At 70.3% G+C, this 17953-nt stretch carries 12 protein-coding genes and 1 pseudogene; 6 read left to right on the forward strand and 7 right to left on the reverse strand.

Annotated elements, in window-relative coordinates; all coding sequences use genetic code 11:
- Positions 1-1279: mandelate racemase/muconate lactonizing enzyme family protein (locus ACWD5O_RS34940; protein WP_450087924.1), on the forward strand; the 1279-nt coding region annotated here is incomplete at its 5' end.
- Between the two features lie 87 nt (positions 1280-1366).
- Here ACWD5O_RS34940 and ACWD5O_RS34945 read toward each other — a convergent pair.
- Together ACWD5O_RS34945 and ACWD5O_RS34950 are read right to left on the reverse strand one after the other, a co-directional pair.
- Complete coding sequence (locus ACWD5O_RS34945) at positions 1367-1996, reverse strand: bifunctional 4-hydroxy-2-oxoglutarate aldolase/2-dehydro-3-deoxy-phosphogluconate aldolase (RefSeq protein WP_450087925.1); 630 nt, start codon at positions 1994-1996, stop codon at positions 1367-1369.
- The gene (locus tag ACWD5O_RS34950; RefSeq protein WP_450087926.1) at positions 1993-2814 is read right to left on the reverse strand and encodes an IclR family transcriptional regulator; all 822 of its coding nucleotides are present in this window, start codon (positions 2812-2814) and stop codon (positions 1993-1995) included. Before ACWD5O_RS34950 ends, ACWD5O_RS34945 begins: the two co-directional genes overlap by 4 nt.
- A 103-nt stretch (positions 2815-2917) precedes the next feature.
- Here ACWD5O_RS34950 and ACWD5O_RS34955 point away from each other — a divergent pair, with 103 nt between their 5' ends.
- A complete protein-coding gene (locus tag ACWD5O_RS34955; RefSeq protein WP_450087927.1) occupies positions 2918-3163 on the forward strand; it encodes a hypothetical protein in 246 nt (81 codons plus the stop codon).
- Between the two features lie 59 nt (positions 3164-3222).
- Here ACWD5O_RS34955 and ACWD5O_RS34960 read toward each other — a convergent pair whose 3' ends face one another.
- The 5 genes from ACWD5O_RS34960 to ACWD5O_RS34980 form a co-directional block, all read right to left on the reverse strand.
- Positions 3223-6075 carry a hypothetical protein gene (locus ACWD5O_RS34960; RefSeq protein WP_450087928.1) on the reverse strand — a complete coding sequence of 951 codons (2853 nt, stop codon included), beginning with the start codon at positions 6073-6075 and terminating at the stop codon, positions 3223-3225.
- A gap of 149 nt (positions 6076-6224) precedes the next feature.
- Complete coding sequence (locus tag ACWD5O_RS34965) at positions 6225-9227, reverse strand: TIM-barrel domain-containing protein (RefSeq protein ID WP_450087929.1); 3003 nt, start codon at positions 9225-9227, stop codon at positions 6225-6227.
- Between the two features lie 117 nt (positions 9228-9344).
- The gene (locus ACWD5O_RS34970; protein WP_450087930.1) at positions 9345-12461 is read right to left on the reverse strand and encodes a golvesin C-terminal-like domain-containing protein; all 3117 of its coding nucleotides are present in this window, start codon (positions 12459-12461) and stop codon (positions 9345-9347) included.
- 198 nt (positions 12462-12659) lie between these two features.
- Complete coding sequence (locus ACWD5O_RS34975; protein WP_450087931.1) at positions 12660-13259, reverse strand: IS110 family transposase; 600 nt, start codon at positions 13257-13259, stop codon at positions 12660-12662.
- Between the two features lie 366 nt (positions 13260-13625).
- Positions 13626-13826, reverse strand: coding sequence for a DDE-type integrase/transposase/recombinase (locus ACWD5O_RS34980; protein WP_449940471.1), 201 nt, complete (start codon positions 13824-13826; stop codon positions 13626-13628).
- On the opposite strand from ACWD5O_RS34980, the gene ACWD5O_RS34985 reads away from it, so the two are divergent.
- The 4 genes and pseudogenes from ACWD5O_RS34985 to ACWD5O_RS35000 all read left to right on the forward strand — a co-directional run.
- Complete coding sequence (locus tag ACWD5O_RS34985; RefSeq protein ID WP_450087932.1) at positions 13799-14941, forward strand: phospholipase D-like domain-containing protein; 1143 nt, start codon at positions 13799-13801, stop codon at positions 14939-14941. The two genes, ACWD5O_RS34980 and ACWD5O_RS34985, sit on opposite strands and share 28 nt — an antisense overlap.
- On the forward strand, positions 14905-16452 hold the full coding sequence (locus ACWD5O_RS34990; RefSeq protein ID WP_450087933.1) for an alkaline phosphatase D family protein: 1548 nt from the start codon (positions 14905-14907) through the stop codon (positions 16450-16452). Before ACWD5O_RS34985 ends, ACWD5O_RS34990 begins: the two co-directional genes overlap by 37 nt.
- 87 nt (positions 16453-16539) lie before the next feature.
- Positions 16540-16659 (forward strand): annotated as a pseudogene (locus tag ACWD5O_RS34995) (IS110 family transposase); the annotation flags it as partial.
- Positions 16660-17159: 500 nt separating this feature from the next.
- A partial coding sequence (locus tag ACWD5O_RS35000) for a DUF4041 domain-containing protein (RefSeq protein WP_450087934.1) occupies positions 17160-17953 on the forward strand: 794 nt, incomplete at its 3' end.

A 17953-nucleotide genomic window follows, 5' to 3' on the forward strand; every position in this document is an offset into this window, starting at 1 on the left:
CTATCCACCCATCATGCAAGACGAGCATCGAGGGGAGGGAGCGGCGTTACCTCCCGGCCCTAAACGGCCGGGTTTCCACGCCGCGATCCTGATGAAGGTCGTCGACGTCCGCAGCTACGCGGTACACGCCAAGCCCGCCGAGACGTACTGGGGCGTCCGCGCGTGGAGCGCCGACCACGGCAGCGCCTTGGTGGAGTACCCGCCGATGGAACGCCGCCGCTACGTCTACAGCGAGACCATCGACGCCGTGCTGGTGCGGGTCGAGACCGCTGACGGGGTCGTCGGCTGGGGCGAGGCCAAGGCACCCGTCGGGTCCCGCGCCACCGCCGCGATCCTCGACGATCTGATCGCACCGCTCGCCGTCGGCTCACGGCTCGACGAGATCGGCCGCACCTGGGACCGGGTCTACACCGCCATGCGGGTCCGCGGTCACGACAGTGGCTTCTGGCTGGAGGCCCTCGCCGGCCTCGACATCGCTCTGTGGGACGCGTTCGCCCGCACCCTCGGCCAGCCCCTGCACGCCCTGCTGGGCGGCCGCTACCGCACCACCCTGCGGCTGTACGCCTCCGGCGTACCCGCCGCACCCGCCGGGTCCGGCGCCGATGGCCAGCGGAGGGTGCGCCAGGAGGCCGAGCGGCTGCGCGACCTGGGGTACGACGCCGTCAAGGTGGCTATCGGCGCCCGCCCCGAGGACGACATCGCGTCCGTGCAGACCGTACGCGAGGTGTTCGGCGACCAGGCCGCCGTCTACGCCGACGCCGCCGGGCAGTACGAAGTCCCGCAGGCGCTGCGGGTCGGCCGCGCCCTCCAGGAGGCCGGCGTCGGGTTCTTCGAGATGCCGCTGCCGCCGGAGGACCTCGACGGGTACGCCACCCTCGCCGCCCGCCTGGACATCCCCCTCGCCCTGGACTCCCTGGCCACCCGGCACCGGGCGCTGGAGTTCCTCCGCGCCGGCGCGCTCCGCGTGCTCCAGCCCGACGTGTGTCGGGCCGGTGGCATCACGGAGACGATGCGGATCGCCGCGCTCGCCGACGCGTTCGGCGCGCAGGCCACCCCGCACGTCAGCATCGGTTCGGCCGTGCACTGGTACGCCAGCGTGCAATGCGCCGCCGCGATGCCGAACTTCGCAGTGCTCGAACACTGGATCGGCACCAACCCGCTCACCGCCGTCGCCCCGGACGCGGTCGCGCCGGTTGGCGGGCGATGCGAGGTGCCGGGCGGCGCTGGCCTCGGCATCACGGTCGACGAGGACGTCGTGCGGGCCTTGGCGGGCGCCTGACGGCAAGCCCGTTGTCCGCCGGTCCCGTTGAGACCCCACGGGGGACGGCATCCGGCCGGCGGCAGCTCCCGCCGCCGGCCGGGGATCTCACCTGGCCCAGGGTGCCGCTGCGGTGGCGTCCAGGAAGGCACGGGCGCGGCGCCGGAGCGCCGGCCAGTCCCCGGCAGCCACGTCGGTCGGATCGACCAGTGCGCTGCCGGCGCCGACGGCGACCGCGCCGGCCGCGGCCCACTCCCCGACCGACCCAGGCGTGATCCCGCCGGTAGGCGCGAGCCGCACGTCGGGCAGTGGGGCACGCAGTTCCCGCAGGTACGCCGGGCCGACGTGACTGGCGGGCAAGAGCTTGACCAGGGTGGCTCCCGACGACCAGGCGACGTCGACCTCGGTCGGCGTGAACGCGCCGCAGATCACGGGCAGGTCCGCGGCCGCCGCCTCGGTGAGAACCCCGACGCGGGTGGTGGAGGTGACGAGGAACTCGGCCCCGGCGTCACGGGCGGCGCTCACGTCCCCGGGAGTACGGACGCTGCCGGCACCGACGGCGCAGGTGCCGGCCACCGCGTTCCGCAGCTCGGCAATGGCCTCGAGTGCCGTGGGCGTGGTGAGGGTGACCTCGATGCTGTCCAGGCCCGCCTCGGCGAGTTCCCGGCCAGCGCGGACGACGTCCTCGGGGCCGGGGAGCCGGATGATGGCGATGACGCGGCCGAGCTGAACGGTCATGACACGACCTCGGAGGCGACGGCCTGCTGGGGCACGACGTGGGCTGGCCCGACGTACCCAAGGTTGATGCTGACGGAGTCGGCCGCCTCGATCACCGACTGGACGAGTTCGGTCTCGCGGTTGGGCAGGTCGATGGCGGAGAGCGGGCCGGACACCGAGAGGGCCGCCACCACCGCGCCCGAGCCGTCGCGGATGGCGGCGGCGATGCAGGCGCGGCCGAGGGCGAGTTCCTCGATCTCGGTGGCGTAGCCCCGGGCGAGGGTGCGGGTGAGTTCCTCGTCGAGCTGTTCGTGGGTGGTGATGGTGCGGTGGGTGTAGGCGTGCAGGGCCGCGTCGGGTAGCAGGGTGCGCCGCTCGTCCCCGGTCAGCCCGGTCAGGAGTGCCTTGCCGAGCCCGGTGGCGTGGAGCGGGTTGTACTGTCCGGCGAGGAGGAACGGGCGGGGCGCCTGCCGGCCTTCGAAGTTGAGCAGGTAGAAGAGCCGGTCGCCGCGGCGTAACGCCACGTTGACACCGAGGCCGAGTTCAGCGGCGAGGTCCTGGGCGGTCTGCCGGGCCTCGCGGTGGACGGGGTGGTTGTTGAGCACCGCGCCGCCAAACGAGACCATGTCGAGTCCGAGCCGGTACAGGCCGCTGACGGGGTTGCGGTCGACGAAGCCCATCCCTTCGAGGGTGGCGAGGAGCCGGGAGGCGGTGGAGAGGCCGAGTCCGGTGGCTTTGGCGACGTCGGAGACGCGGAGTTCGGTGCGGCCGGCCGCGAGGGCGCGGAGCACGGTCAGGGCCCGCTCGACGCTCTGATTACTGCCCGGTTCGGCCGCCATGCCGACCCCTCCCTGGAAGCTGCTTGCGATATGTGACACCTAATTCTGCACTGTGCACGAGATTGACCATGGTACGGGGTGAGACGGGTGACGCGAGACGGGCATGGCGCCGGACCTGGAGGTCGCCGGGCTGGGCGAGGCGATGGCGTTGTTCCAGCCGCCGCCCGGCCAGGTACTCGCCGAAACGGCCACCGTCGAGGTGCACGTCGCGGGCACCGAGCGGCAGGCCACGGACGTGCGGGCGCGGCGGCGCGCTCGCCGCCGGCGTGATCGCCGCCCCGGCGACACCACCGGCCTCCCCGACCGCGCGACCGCAACGGCGCTGCTGGCGCGGGCCGTCGACCGCTGACCGGCGACCGCACGGCGGTACGGATCCGGGCGGCCCAGCCGCCCGGCACCGCGAGCGGGTCAGGCGTCCGGACCGTCCTGGTCGATCTGGTCGGTCCCGCCGCCGCCAACGACCACGTCCCGGTCGGCGCCGCCGTGGAGCCGATCGTCGCCGGGGCCGCCGACGACGACGTCCGGGCCCGGCCCGCCGAGCAGGGTCGCGCCGCCGGGTCCGCCGACCAGCCGGTCCGCGCCCCCACCGCCGCAGATCACGTCATCGCCGCCGAGGCCGACGAGCACGTCGTCGCCACCCCGGCCGGCGATCACGTCGGCCCCGGCCGTGCCCACGAGCCGGTCCGGGCCGTCGGTTCCGATGATGGTGGGCTCCCGGCCCGCGCACAGCGGCGCCGCGACGGTCACGGTGACCTGACGCGCGAAGTAACCGAGGCCGTAGGAGACGCTCACCGTGTCGCCGAGCGTCGCGCCGAGAGCGGCCAGGTCCAACTCTGCCGTGTACGTGGTGGCGTTCAGCCCGTCCTGCACCGCGACCAGCCGCTGCGGTGCGCGGTCGCCGACCCGGACCTCAAGGTCGCCCCGGTCGAGCGCGGCCGGGTCGAGGTTCAGCGGCGCGGTCAGGCGTACGCTCGCGCGGCTACCCTCCGGCACCCGGTCCACCGGCCCTCCGGCGGTGTCCACCACCCGTACCGTGGTGGTGTCGACGGCCCGCCAGGCCAGTGTCTCGTTCCAGGCGGTGTTGAAGGTGACCCAGCCCTCGGAGTGGCCGATGTTGCCGACGCCCGGATTGTATGGGTACTGCCCGTTCTTGGGGCTGCCGTCGAGCACCCCGCGGGCGCCCTGGAGGCGACCCGCCCCGCCCTGGAACTCCGAGTACCAGCCGCGTTCCACGCCTTCGAAGCCCCACTGCTCCGTCGGCCCGCGGTACGAGGCGTGCCGTCCGGTGGGGTTACGGCCGAAGGCGTTGTCCACATGGGCCACCGCGATCTGCCGCAGCCGCGCGGCGAGCGGATCGTCGCCGAGCACCTGCGCGGCGGCCAGGGCCGGGGCGGCGAAGCCGGCCACGTTGCCCGTCTCGTTGGGGTCGCTGGCCGAACCACCGCCGGTGAAGGACGGGATGGTCCACCGGTCCGCGGAGTACCTGCGGAAGTCCCACAGGTTCGCCGAGCGTTCCGCAACGACCTCGGCCCAGCGGCGGATGAAGTCCCGGGTGCCGGGCGGCGCCTGGTCGCGGTGCGACAGCAGCAGCCGTGCGAGGCCGGTGACCAGGTGGTACTCGCCCTGCCGCTGACCCTTCGTGACGGTCGGGTCGGCGACGTCGAGGTTGCCGACCAGCCAGGTGGCCTGGGCCTTCGCGGCGGCCAGGTACCGGTCCGCGTCAGCGCGACCCTCCCGCTTGGCGACCTCGTACATCATCACGTTCGGCCACACCGAATGGCCGGGTGGCAGCTCCCCCTTGCCGGAACCCACCTGGGTGTAGACCTGCAGCAGGTCGGCGGTGTGGGGAGTGGTGTCGTACCAAGCGAAGCGGTCCTTCGCCGGGTCGTCCCAGATCGGGAAGAGGTAGTCGCGCGCCCGCTCGTAGACGCTGTGGGGAATGTAGTCCGCCAGGTACGGATAGGCGTAGAGGAAGGCGGCCATCTGTTCCTTGAGCAGCGTGTGGTTCACCCGCCCGCCCAGGTACACCTCGACGGCCCAGTGGATCAGCCGGACGATCTCCGGGGTGTCCGCCGGCAGCTGCACCGGTAGCCCCACGTACCGCGCCTGCGGGTCCTTGATCTGCGCGAACGCGGAAGGGTTGGCCAGGTACATGTCGATCAGCGACGGCAACTCGAAGGACATCTGGTGCGAGTCGCGCCAGCCAACACCGAGGTAGCAGTTCTGCGGATCGGTGCCACCGTAGACCATCCTGCTCAAGTCGCCGTAGTAGCAGCGCACGTCGGTCATGAACTGCACCGCGCGGCGGTAGGAAACGCGCTCGATCCAGTCGGCGCCGATACCGAACGGATCGGACCGGCCGGTCCCGGCAGCGCCCTGAACCTCCACCGTGTACGGCCCGGGCTCCGCCGGGTCGAAGTCGGTGAAGTCGCCGACCTGGCCGCGGACGGTGCCCTCGTGGCGAACGTTGCCGGCGGCGTCGATGATCCGGAACTGCTCACCGTCGACGGCGCGGGGTGCAGTGAACCGCTTGACCTGGCCGAGGTTGTAGCCGCTCTGGTTGACCAGGATCGGCTGGTCGACCTCGGGCTCGCCCGGCTCGGTCCAGGAACAGCCCGATGCCGTCGTGGGGTGGTCGGCGGGCACGGTGGGCAGCGCGGTGACCGCGACGGCGGCGAACGACGCCCGGGCGTGGTAGACGCCAAGGCCGATCGTCCCACCGGCGGCGGGCGCGGCCACCACGGCGACCCGTTGGGCGTCGATCTCCACGACCGAGATGTTGTTGGCCCGGCGGATGACCAGCTCGTGCCACTCCCCCTGCCGCACAGGGGCGGGGCCGCGGCACACCGTCTGCGTCACCGGGCCGGAGATCTGCACTCCGGACCAGCCGGTCAGCTGCGCCGCGAAGTTGTTCTGGGTGACGGCGTACGGTTCCCGGAAGTCGGTGAGCACGGAGACGGCGGGTGAGTCGCTGGCCGCATCGACGCGGACCCTGGTGCGCAGCTCGTACGCGTCGGGCAGGCCCACCGGCGTGAGCGGGGTGATGTACCGGCCCGACGGCTGGGTGCGGGTGTCGATCGAGACGTAGGGGAACTCGGCGGTGGTGGCCGTCCACTCCGTCAGCGCTCCGGTCAGCGCCCGCCACCGGCTGAGCCCGGTGGTGAAGTCGTCGGTGAACACCGGTGCCGCTGCCGCTTCAGGGGCGGCGGCCGCGGCGGACGCCGCCGTCAGACCCACGGTCGCCATCAGAATCGGCGCCATAGCCGCACCGGCCCACGCTCGCGCAGGTGTCGTCAACAGAATCTCCTTGTCAGCCTGTCAGGTGACCTTCACGGTGAAATGCGCCAACCGGCGCCCGTCCGCCGCCTTCACGACGACGACGTAGGCTCCCGCGCCGCCGGCCTGCGTCCTCAGGACGGTGTGGACCCGGTTCTGGTCGTCCGTCTCGAACTCCAGTTGCCGTTCGGCGCCGTCCGGTGCCGCCTGCACCACCTCGGTGACGACGCGGCCGGCGGGGGACCCGGACTGATCCACAAGTCCGAACTGCACGGGCACTGCCGGTCGGTGACGACCGGCCCGGCCGGCCGGACGTCGACGACCTCGAGGCCCCACTCGGGAGAATCAGCGTCCGAGACCACGTAGTCCAACCCCGCCTCGACGGAAAACTCGATCGCCCCGGTGACCGGGTTCCTGCTGAAGGCGATGTCGGCGCCCGACGAGTCCCGGACGACGATGTCCTCCGCCGACCACGAGGTGTTCTTCGCGGTGATCCGGCTTCGGGCGTGTCCGTCGCTGCTGATGCAGGTGAAGGTGGCGCCGGGTGCGGCGACGGGGTAGACGCTGGCCCGCACGTCCCCGGCGGCGACGGCGTCGCCCGGATCCCGCGCTCCGGGATCGTGGACGAGGATGCCCGTACCGCCGACGAAGGCGGGAATCTTGCCGAACGGCTGCTGGTAGGCGGTGAGGGTGATGGGGCCGGAGAACCGCTCACCGGTCTCGATGTCCATCCACTCACCGGCCGGAAGGTAGACGTCACGGGACATGGCCGTGTCGGTGTCGCCGCCGTACAGCGGTGCGACCAGCAGTGACGGACCGAACATCCACTCGTACTGTTTCCTGGCCGCGGACGCCAGGTCGCGGACCCGGGGGTCGTCGGGGAACGCCACGGGCAGCGGCGTCGCCGTCGAGGGGAAGCCGGTCTCGTACGAGGTGACGGCCGCCGAGTAGATGTAGGGCTGATACTCGGCGTGCCACTGTGCGGCCTTCCGGGCGGCCGCCACCAGGGCGGGGTCATTCATCCGCCACGGCTCGTTGCCGAAGGACATCGCCGGCGACATGGCGGCCATCATGGCGTTCCGGGTCAGGTACCGCTGCTTCGAGGTGTTGGTCTCCAGGTCGCCGATGATCCGACCGCCGATGATGTCCGGATAGAAGTTGGGCTGACCGCTGGCGGCGTAGGCGAGCCCGTTGACGACCGTGCGGTCGCGGTCCCCCGGCCCGTGGTTGTAGTCGGTGTCGTTGATCCGCAGGATGGAGCCCGCCACCGAGAAGGCGCTGTTGCGCACCATCATGAGCTTGCCGTCGTCCTCGAGGCCCACATTGATCGGGTTCACCAGCGCGTTGTTGACGTACCGGTTCGCGGTGCCGTCGAACATGTGGTCTTCCTTGTACCCGTCCGCGCCCCACTCCCGGCTGCGGGCCACGAACCACCGCACAGCCTCCTCGTTGTGCGGATCGATCAGGTACATCGCAGTGTTGGGGAACGACACCGGCCGGAACACCCGCGGCTTGCCGTTCGCGTCCTTGATGAAGTAGCCCCGTTCGATGCCCACGGCGGTGCCGTCACCGTCCAGAGCGGGGTCGTACGTGCCGCCGTCGGCCGGCAGCGCGCGGAAGGACTGCCGGGCTCCGAGCAGCAGCTTGATCCCGTTGTCGTGCAGGAACTTCTTGTAGCCGTCGGGATCCGGGTACTTCGCGCCCCAGAGGCCGAAGCTCGAGGTCGTGCCCTGGGCGCTCCCCGAACCGTACGGCCAGAACCCCGAGCCGGTCACCACCCAGCTGAGGGGGAAGCCCTTGTCCAGGTATGTCGTCACCGAGTCGGTGATGGTCTGCTGGTTGGTGTTGTAGCCGAGCGCCCCGTAGGACTCGTAGCCGACGCCGAAGAGCGTGTAGTCCGGCTTGGAGTCGACATAGCCCGCGCTCCGCCGGACTTCGGCGTAGCGCCGGTAGATCGTCTGCATGTCCCCGAAGAAGTAGTGCAGTCCGGACATCTGCGGGCCGTTGACACCGAGCAGGGTGGCGGCACTGTCGACCTGCACGGCCAGGCTCTCGTCCGAGAGCACGACCTGGGCGAGCTTCCGGCCGGGGAAGACGGTGAACGTCGAGACGAAGCGCTGGTTCGTCGTGCCCGCGCTGTTCTGGGCGTAGTAGTCGAGGTTGCGGATGCCGTAGACGTTCAGGTCGGTCCGGAATCCGCCCAGGTCACCGAGCCCGTACGCGGGGTTCATGCCGCCGGCCACTTGCGCCCGCACGCTGCCGGTGCTCACGTCCGCGGCGGTGACCCGCAGGTTCACGGAATGGTCCTCCGGCACCACCGCAACCTCTGCCCGGCGGCCGTTGGAGAAGGTCACGGAGAACCGCGCGCTCGACGCGTCCGCCGCCGTGAGCGTCGCCGCGACGGCGTCGCACGGGGCACGGCCCGGAACGGCCAGTTGCAACCCGGCTGTCGGATGCGGCGCCGCGGCCGACGCGCCGTCGACCTGGAGTCCGTAGCGGAAGCCTCGACGGTCGATTGACACGGTCCAGCCGTCGCCGGCCAGCGAGACCATGGTGCCGTGCTGCGACAGCCGGTAGGAGGGGAAGCGCTGTTCCGCCGCGTCGACGATCGGTGCCGCCGTGTCGTCCGTACCGCAGTCGGCGACCGGTTCCTCGTCGCCGGCCACCTCGAGCAACCGCACCGCGTTGGCCCGGGTGATGACGTTGAGGTTGGGAGTGGTCACCGCCGGACCCTCGGTCGCGGTGACGGTCAGGGTGAAGCTCTGCCCCTCGTCGAGGTAGGTGGAGCCGATCTGGCGCCAGGCGTTGCCGCCGACGGCCTGGTTGACCACCGTCGGGGTGTCCGGTCCTCCGGTCCAGGCGTACTCCACCTTGGCGTTGTCCACGCTCGCGCTGTAGTAGACGGCCAGGTCGTACCTGGCGGAGGCGGGTGCCACGACGGTCCAGGTGGCCGTGGAACCGGGGGTCCGGCTGTACCGCGAGGGAGAGCCGTCGTGACCGGGGTCCCGGGCGTTCGCCCAAGTTCCGGTCTCGGAGTAGGCGCCGGGAGTCGAGGGGGTGACGACGACTGCCTCGGCGGCCGCTGCCGGGGACGACGGGACGACGACTGCGAACGGCACCAGGAGCGCCGTCATCATCGTGAGAGGGACGCGAAGTGGTGGACGGGCGAACATCTGTTTACTCCATCCTCAGGCGATGGGCTACCGTCGGGCGCGCCGCACCGCCCGGTTGAGCGAACGGCCGCGGTGGGACGGTCATCCGGTCGGCGTGAAGCGGACTGCATCGGCGCGGGTGGTGCCCGAGCCGGACGTCAGGGTGACCGGCGTGATCCCCTCGGTCAGCTGATGCGTGCCGATCGAATGCCATTCGCCGCCGGTGGCGCACTGGTCGACGGGGACGCTCGTGCCGGCGACGGTGTACGTCGTGCTGGTGCTGCAGCTGGTGTGCTTCGGTGACCAGACGTCGACCTGGTAGGTCCCCGCAGGCAGGTCAGCTCGCCAGGTCACGGTCAGGCCGGCGGTCGAGGTGTAGCGGGTGCCGGAGCCGTCGAAACCTTTCAAGCTGCTCGACAGCCAGCGTCCCTCCTCGCTGTAGGCCGGATTCTCGGCATCGCAGGTCGGCGGGGTGCCTTCGTTCGTCACGACGACCGCCGCGGCACCGCCCCCACCGGTCGTCGGTGCGATCACGTGAAGCGCGGACGGCGGTCCGCTGCCCGCGCTGTTCGTTGCCGTCACCCGGTACGTGCCCGCCAAACCGTCGCTGCCCAGTACCAGGCTCGTGCCGGTCGAGGAGCCGATGATCCGTTCCGGGGCGACGACGCACGCCTGCTTCAGCGATGCGGTCACGACGTAGCCCCGGGCGTTGTCGGTGGCGTCCCAGTTCAGTGTCGTGATCCCGTCGACCGTGCGGTGCCCGACTCCGGTGACCAGCCCGGGAGCGGTGGTGTCCAGCCCGACGGTGTGCTCAGCGGTCCCACCGCCCACAAGGCGGTAGGTGTGGCCCACGGTCACCGGGAACCGCAACACGCCGGTGACCTGGTCGACCCGGTACGCGACCGACTGCCCGCTCGTGCGGTCGACGACGGCGAGGGAGCCGGTGTCCCAGCCGGTGTTGGCATTCTCGATGGTGATCGCGTCATCCCCACGCGCGGCGGTGTAGCGGGATCCGGTCGACACCGGGTACACCTCGGCCGTCAGCGCTCCAGCCTGCGTGGTCACCAGAACGCCCTTGCCGCCGGCGAACGCTGGGATCCGGTCGGTGCCGATCGCGTAGTTCCGCAGCGTCGTCGGCCCGTGGAACACCGCGCCGCTCTGGACGTCGATCCACTTGCCGGCCGGCAGGTACACGTCCCGGGCCTGCGCTGTTTCGAAGTCGGCGCCGAACACCGGCACGGCGAGCAGGGACTCGCCGAACATCCACTCGTACTGGCGGGTGGTGTCGTTCGCCAGCCTGTAGGTGTTCGGATCGTCGGGATAGGCCAGTTGCAGCGGGGTCACGGCGGTGGGGAACCCGCTCTCGTGCCCGTCCAGCACCGCGTCGTAGATGTACGGGCGCAGCGCCTCGTGCCACAACGCCATCTTCTTCACCGCTGCCGCGTAGTCGCTGCGGCCGAGTTCCCACGGGCCCTTGCCGAACGCCATCACCGGCAACATGGCGCTGAACTGCGCGTTGCGGACGAAGTACTGCTGGTACGCCGGGTCCTGCATCGACGGCCCTGGCGTGCCACCCACGTAGTCGCCGTACAGGTTGCCGGCACTGGATGCGGCGTAATTGAGGAGGTTGACCGGCATCCGGTCCGGGTCCTCGTGGTAGACCTCGCCGGTGCCGTAGATGGTGTCGTTGATCCGGATGATGTCGCCCGGCACGGAGTACCCGGCGTTCCGCACCATCACCAGGTCGCCAGCATCGTGCATCGCGGTCTGCACCGGGTTCCAGTTGCCGTCTAGGTGGAGGTTCGGGTCGTAGAGCATCGTGTCCTCCTTCCACCCGTCCACACCCCAGGCGCGCAGCCGGTCGACGAACCAGCGCACCGCCTCCGGGTTGGATCCGTCCAGCATGTAGCTGGCGCCGGCGGGGAACTGCGCCCGAGTCACGACACGGGGCGTTCCGTCGCCGTTGCGTAGCAGGAAGCCGCGCTCCAGCGCCTCCTGCAGGAACGGCCCGTCGTACCGCAGGTTGTAGTTGCCGCCGTCGGCTGGCAGAGCCTTGATGTTGTTTCGCGCCCCCAGCAGCAGCTTGATGTCGTTGTCGGCGAAGAGCCGCTTCAACGCGTCGGGATCCGGGTATCGCGGGTTCGGCAGTCCGTCCGCGCGCCCGTCCTCGGCGGTGTCGTCCCACATGCCAAAGCTGTTCGTGGTGCCCTCGACCTTGTTGCCGCGGGGGCCTGGCCAGAAGCCGGATCCGACCACGCCCCAACTGAGCGGATAGCCGTGCGCGAGGAAGTCCTGCAGCGTCTCGACGACGGACGACTGGTAGGTGTCCCAGCCGAGTGCGCCGTACGCCTCCCAGCCGAGTCCGAAGAACGACTCGTCCGGCCGGGAGTCCAGGTAGCCGTGCCGGTTGCGGACCTGCTTGTAGTCGGCGTACACCTGCGGCAGGTCACGGCCGACGAAGTAGTACAGGCTGTCGACGGAGTCCACGTCGGCGGCGCCGAGCCGGTTCTCGGTTCCGGTGAGGCCGACTCGCTTCCGCCCGTCCTCGAACCACACCTGAGCGAACCGCTGCTTTGGGAACACGGTGAAGTTGCTGACGAAGCGCTTGCAACTGCCCTCGTTCGTCAGGTTGTCCAGCACCAGCCCCGTCAGCTCCGTACTCGGCCTGGCCTCGACGTTTCCACTGCACGGCGTCCCCTGCTCAGGTTGGCCGTCGGCGAACGACCCGTAGTCCCCGAGCCCGTACGCCGGGGCGACCGCACCGGTACGGAAGTCGATCGTGCTGCTGGATCCGGGCAGGTTCGGCACCAGGATCCGCGCGTAGCTGTCGGATGGAAGCACGTGCACTTTGACCTGCGACCCGTCCGTCATCGTCACGTCCAGCACGGCCGTGCCGGACCTCGGACCGGAGACGAGCCGAGTGGCCTCGGCGTCGCTGACGTCCTGCCCGCCGGCGTACCTGATCCGCAGACCCGAGTCCGGATGGGCCGGTGCAACCGTGGCGCCGGAGGAATTGTCGAACGAGTACCGGAAGCCGTCCTTGATGATCCGCATCCGGTAGGTCTCGCCGGTGATCACGATGCTGTCACCGGCGTCCACCACTCGCTGGCGCGGCGGGTCGCCGCCGGTCCGGCCGGCAGCGGGGACCGCCCCGACCAGGCCCGACCCGACGGTGACCGCGGCGACGAGGAGAACCGACAGTGCGGGGCGTTTCAGCATGGTGGCTCCTAGCTGAGAGCGTCGCGATGCGGCAGGGCGGGTTCACGCCGGGCGTGGTGCGAAGTCGGCTGCGGTAGGGCGGCGACGGTGGGCTGTGCCGGCGCGTGGGGGCGGAGCTTTCGGTGCGAGGGACCTGGCAGTATCCAATCTGGAATTCGCTTGCCTGGTACGGAAAGATATCCCGCATGCTGCATGTGGTCAACCGCGCCGTGGAAGTCTCGGTGAGGATTGAGCGCGTCGAGACGTAGAGAGGCTGGCGGAACAGGCCCGAGCCGATTCGTGGACGCACGAGGAGTTCCTCGCTGCCTGCAGCTGGTTGACCGCCTGGGTCCGGGACTTGACCGCGGATGTTCTGGCGAGTTTGAACATGCGCAGCATCTCCACCGGCCCGTCAGCGGCCTTGGCCGTGGTGTTCGCGCGGCCGGACAAGACGGCGTGGGCGGCCGCGGTGGCGTCGACAGCGTCGGTTTTGCCCTTGCGGCGCCGGGCAGCCCGGTCCGGTCGGTTGACCTCCACGACGGTGATGTTCTGCCGGCGGAGGTGTCGGGTCAGGGCCGACCCGTACGAGCCGGTGCCTTCCACCCCGGCGCGACATAACACGCCGAAGCCACGCGCCCAGGCCAGCAACTGCCGGTAGCCGGCCGCCGTCGTCGGGAACGCGGCGCTGGCTACCAGCACGCCGAGCACGGTGATGACCGCGGCGACGTGGGAGTCCTTGTGGGTGTCGACACCGAGGACGATCTCCTCATCGCGCGGGTGGCTCTGGCTGCTCTCACTTGGGTGCGGCATGCTGGGCATCGGTGGTTCGTCTCCTGATCGGCTCGGGTGGCGGATGGCCATCGCCGGGCCGGCAGGGCGGTCAGAACTGTGATGGTGCCCTTGTTGCAGCAAGGCCCCTATTGGGACACGCCCCACCGGTCCGGCGACAGCTTGTACTCCCAGAACCGACAGCCGACAGATCGGCGCGAAGGCATCAACCGAGCCAGTTGCGTTGCGGGTCAGACCGCGGCCCCGGGAGAACGGCTCCACAATCCCAGAGCCGCAAACCGAGACTCACAGTTGCGTTGAGGGATCGGCGGACGTGTTGAACCCGTGTCGGTCCGAGGTCAGATCGCCAGGGCGAGGGCGGGGAACGCCGCAGGCACCCGCGTTGCCGGCGGGGCTTCAACGGGCGAGTTCGTAGTGTCCGCGGCGCAGGTTCTGCATGAACGCGTGTCCGGAGATGATGACCTGTGCTGTCTTGTCGGTTCGTAGCCCGCGCATCGGTCTCAATCGCTGTTTGAGCTGGCTGTGATCGGCTTCTATCAGGTTGTTCGCGTGTTGCTCGACGTGGTGCCATGCCTGCGGGATCAGCTCATCCAGCACGACGGGGTAGATGCAAGAACGCCACCTCGACCGACTCGGCCATCACGACGATCAAGCAGCTGAGCAACCACCAGTTCTGCCTCAACAGCAGCGGCGGCCACGGCTGCATCAGCACCAGTGCCGCCGGCGACATGCACACCAAGCTGTTCACCTTCACCAGCACCACCGATCCGAACGACGTCGCCCGCAGCAACGTCGTCTGGTTCGGATCGAGCAACCTGACCTACGCCACCGGCCCGGACGCGTTCAACAACGCCATCACCGTCTACGGCGACGCCGCGCTCACCGCAGGGCTCAACGCCAACTTCACCGACATGTGGAACCGCCGGCACTACAGCGGCAACGACTACTACGACAGCGCCTCCGGCCGCGGCTACTACCAGGCGACCGCGCCCGACGCATACGCCTCCCCAGAAGGCGCGGGGCCGACCGACACCTTCGTCACCCGGCTCAACGACCTGACCCTCGACGCCAACTGCCGGTTGCGGGTGGGCATGGCGTCGGTGACCACCGGGCGCCCGCAGATCGTCGACCTGGTCACCCGGTTCCGGGCCGCCGGGTGCAAGGTCTGGATGGTCATCGGTACGAACGCCGACGGCGGCATCGCCATGAGCCAGTCGGTCTACGACGAACTGCTCGACGCCGGCGTGGCCATCCGCCGCAAGGACAAGGTGCATGACAAGTTGTTCGTGGCCTACGGCGAGTACCGCAGCGCCTACCAGTACCGCGTCTACACCGGCTCGCAGAACTGGACGCGGGACGCCCTCAACGAGAACGACGAGATCTTCGTCAAGATGGCGCCGGAGAGCGGCACCGCGCCCGCTCTACGACGCCTACTACACCCACTTCAACGACGCATACAACTTTGGGGTGACCTACTCGAAGAGCAGCTTCCCGTGCCGATCCTGACCACGGGGCAGCCGGCCTCGACCATCGGGATCGCCGGTAGGGCATGCGGGGACCGGACAGTCTCGATGTCTGCGGACGCGTCCGCTTGCGGTCTTCGTGCGGCCACCCGCCGGCAATCTCGGTCCCAAGAATCGGTGGTGATCTTCTATTACTCTGAAGGGACTGTCGCATGCCCGCTCTTAACCGGCGCGTATTCCTCGGGCTGACGGGCGCGGCCGGCGCGAATGCCGCCGCCGCCATCGCCGGCTTCTCCTCGGCACCGGCGTGGGCCGACCCCAGTTTCGCCGACAACCCGTTCACCCTCGGTGTCGCCTCCGGCGACCCGTCTCCCGACGGGGTGGTTCTGTGGACCCGGCTGGCGCCGGACCCGCTCGCCGTGGACGGTTCGGGCGGCATGCCGCCGCGGGTCGTTCCGGTGGCCTGGCAGATCGCCGAGGACGAGGGCTTCCAGCGGGTGGTCCGCGCCGGTGCGGAGCGGGCCACACCGGAGCTCGGACACTCGGTGCACGCGGAGGTCACCGGCCTGCGCCCCGATCGCGAGTACTACTACCGGTTCCGGGTGGGCACGCAACTCAGCCCGGTCGGACGGACCCGCACGGCACCCGCGTACGACGCGGATCGGCGGCGGCTCGCCTTCGGCTTCGTGTCCTGCCAGAACCTGCCGGCCGGGCACTTCACCGCCTACCGGCACCTAGCCGAGGAGGACCTGGATCTGGTCCTGCACCTCGGCGACTACATCTACGAAGGTCCGGGCGCCAGCGCGATCGGCCGCCCGCACCTGCCCGCCACCGAGATCTTCTCGCTCAGCGACTACCGGATCCGCCACGCCCAGTACAAGACCGACCCTGACCTGCAGCTGGCACACGCCCGGTTCCCGTGGGCGGTGACCTGGGACGACCACGAGGTGGAGAACAACTACGCGGACGGCACCTCCGAAGATCCGAAGCAGTCGCAGGAGGACTTCCATCAGCGCCGGGCCGCCGCGTACCAGGTGTACTACGAGCACATGCCGCTGCGCCGGCTCAGCATCCCGCAGGGGCCGGACATGCGGCTGTACCGGCGGCTCCGTTACGGCAACCTCGCCGAGTTCAACATCCTCGACGGCCGGCAGTACCGCTCGGACCAGGTGCCGGCCGGAATGGACAACCCGTCGCGGACCATGCTCGGCAGCGCCCAGGAGCAGTGGCTGCTCGACGGCCTGGCCGCCTCGACCGCGCGGTGGAACGTGCTCGGCAACCAGACCGTCATCGCCGAGGCGGACCGGGACCCGGGCCCCGGCAAGAAGCTGTCCGACGACAACTGGAACGGCTACGCGGCGGCCCGCCAGCGCCTCTTCGACGGCGTGGTCGAGCGCGGCGTCGAGAACATGGTCGTCGTCACCGGCGACGCGCACTGCAGCATGGTCGCCGACCTGAAGCAGAACTTCGACGACCAGTCGTCCCGTACCGTCGGGGTCGAGTTCCTGGGTACCTCGATCACCTCCGGCGGCAACGGTTCGGACCTGGACGTGCGGGGCACCGAGTGGCTGGCCAGCAACCCGCACATGCGGTTCTACAACGGCCGGCGCGGCTACGTCCGCTGCCAGCTCGACCAGCAGCAGTGGCGCACCGACTACCGGGTCCTGCCGTACGTCACTGAGCCGGGTGCCCCGGTGTCCACCCGGGCCAGCTTCGTGGTGGATAGCGGCCGTCCGGGCGCCCAGGTGGACGTCGCCTGACCGGCGCCGCCGCCGGGCGGCGCTGTCGTGGTGCGGCCGTCGCGCTGTTCGCCGGACCACGCGGAGCGCCGCTCGGCGGACGGACCCGTGCTCGGCCCGAAGGTGCAGGACAAGGCCGCGCTGGAGCTGCTGTCGCGCTGCGGCGGCCCGGCCGGGCTACGCAAGGCCGGCCGCCGCAAGCTCGTCGTCGCTACGTCGCATGCCCCTGAGCCTGTTCATCCGTATGCCGGGGGTGCTGCCCCGGCAGGGCCGGGTCAGTCGTCGCCCATGACTGGATCTGCCGCTGGCCGGCATCCGAGAGCTCGGACACCGCCGGCCGGCTGGAAGCCGGACCCGGCATGGGGCCCTGCGCCTCCGGGGTGGCAGCTCTGGGTCGACGAGGAAATCCCCCTGTTCGGGGCCCGCGGCAAGGCGCGAGAGTTGGCCGCCGAGAACGGTGAGCTGCAGAAAAAGCTGACCGCGTGGCATGCCCAGGCCACCAGGCTGCAGGGCGAATTGGACGGGCGTCAGGGTGAGCTCACCCAGCTGCGAGGCGAGCACGACCGTCTGCAGTCCGAGATGCGGCGCCTGGGGCAGATGGCGGCGTTCGAGCTGGAGCAGTACCGCGACCGGCTGACGCAGCAGACAGCCGAGCTCGAACAGCGAGTGGGCACGCTGAGCCAGCAGGTGGTCGTCACCGAGGAGACCGTGCTGCTGCAGGAGGCCGGGTGTACGAGTACCGGCACCCGCTGACCGACGCCGTCGCCTACCAGGGCAAGCTCGCGACGGCCCAGGACCGGATCAAGGCCATGGCCATGAAGGATGGCGGCGCCGTCCAGGCGGACACCCGCGTGACCGTCTCCGGCTCCGAGGCCAAAGGACGGGCCATGGTCCGGGACTACTCGAAGCTCATCCTGCGCGCTTTCAACGCCGAGGCCGACAACTTGGTCCGCGGCCTCAAGCCCTACCGGCTGGACTCGGCCATCGAGCGCCTGAATAAGGTGGCGGAAACGATCGCGCGGCTGGGCAAGTCGATGGACATCCGGATCTCCAACGACTACCACCGCCTGCGCAGGAAGGAGCTCGAGCTCACCGCGGACTACCTGGCGAAGGTTGCCGAGGAGAAAGAGCGGGAGCGGGAGGAGAAGGCGCGCCTGCGCGAGGAGCGGAAGGTTCAGCAGGAGATCGAGCGCGAGCGCGCCCGCCTGGAGAAGGAGAGGCAGCACTACGCCAACGCGCTCGCCGCCCTTCGGGCCAAGGGTGACGCCGAGGGCGTGGCCCAGATGGAGGAACGCCTCGCCGAGGTCGAGGCGGCGGCCGACGCCGTGGACTATCGGGCCGCGAACGTCCGCGCCGGGTACGTCTACGTGATCTCCAACGTCGGGGCGTTCGGCGAGGACATGGTGAAGATCGGCATGACCCGACGGCTCGACCCGCTCGACCGGGTGCGGGAGCTCAGCGACGCCTCGGTGCCGTTCAACTTCGACGTGCACGCCCTGTTCTTCTCCGACGACGCCGTCGG

It is taken from the genome of Micromonospora sp. NPDC005161, from assembly GCF_053599855.1.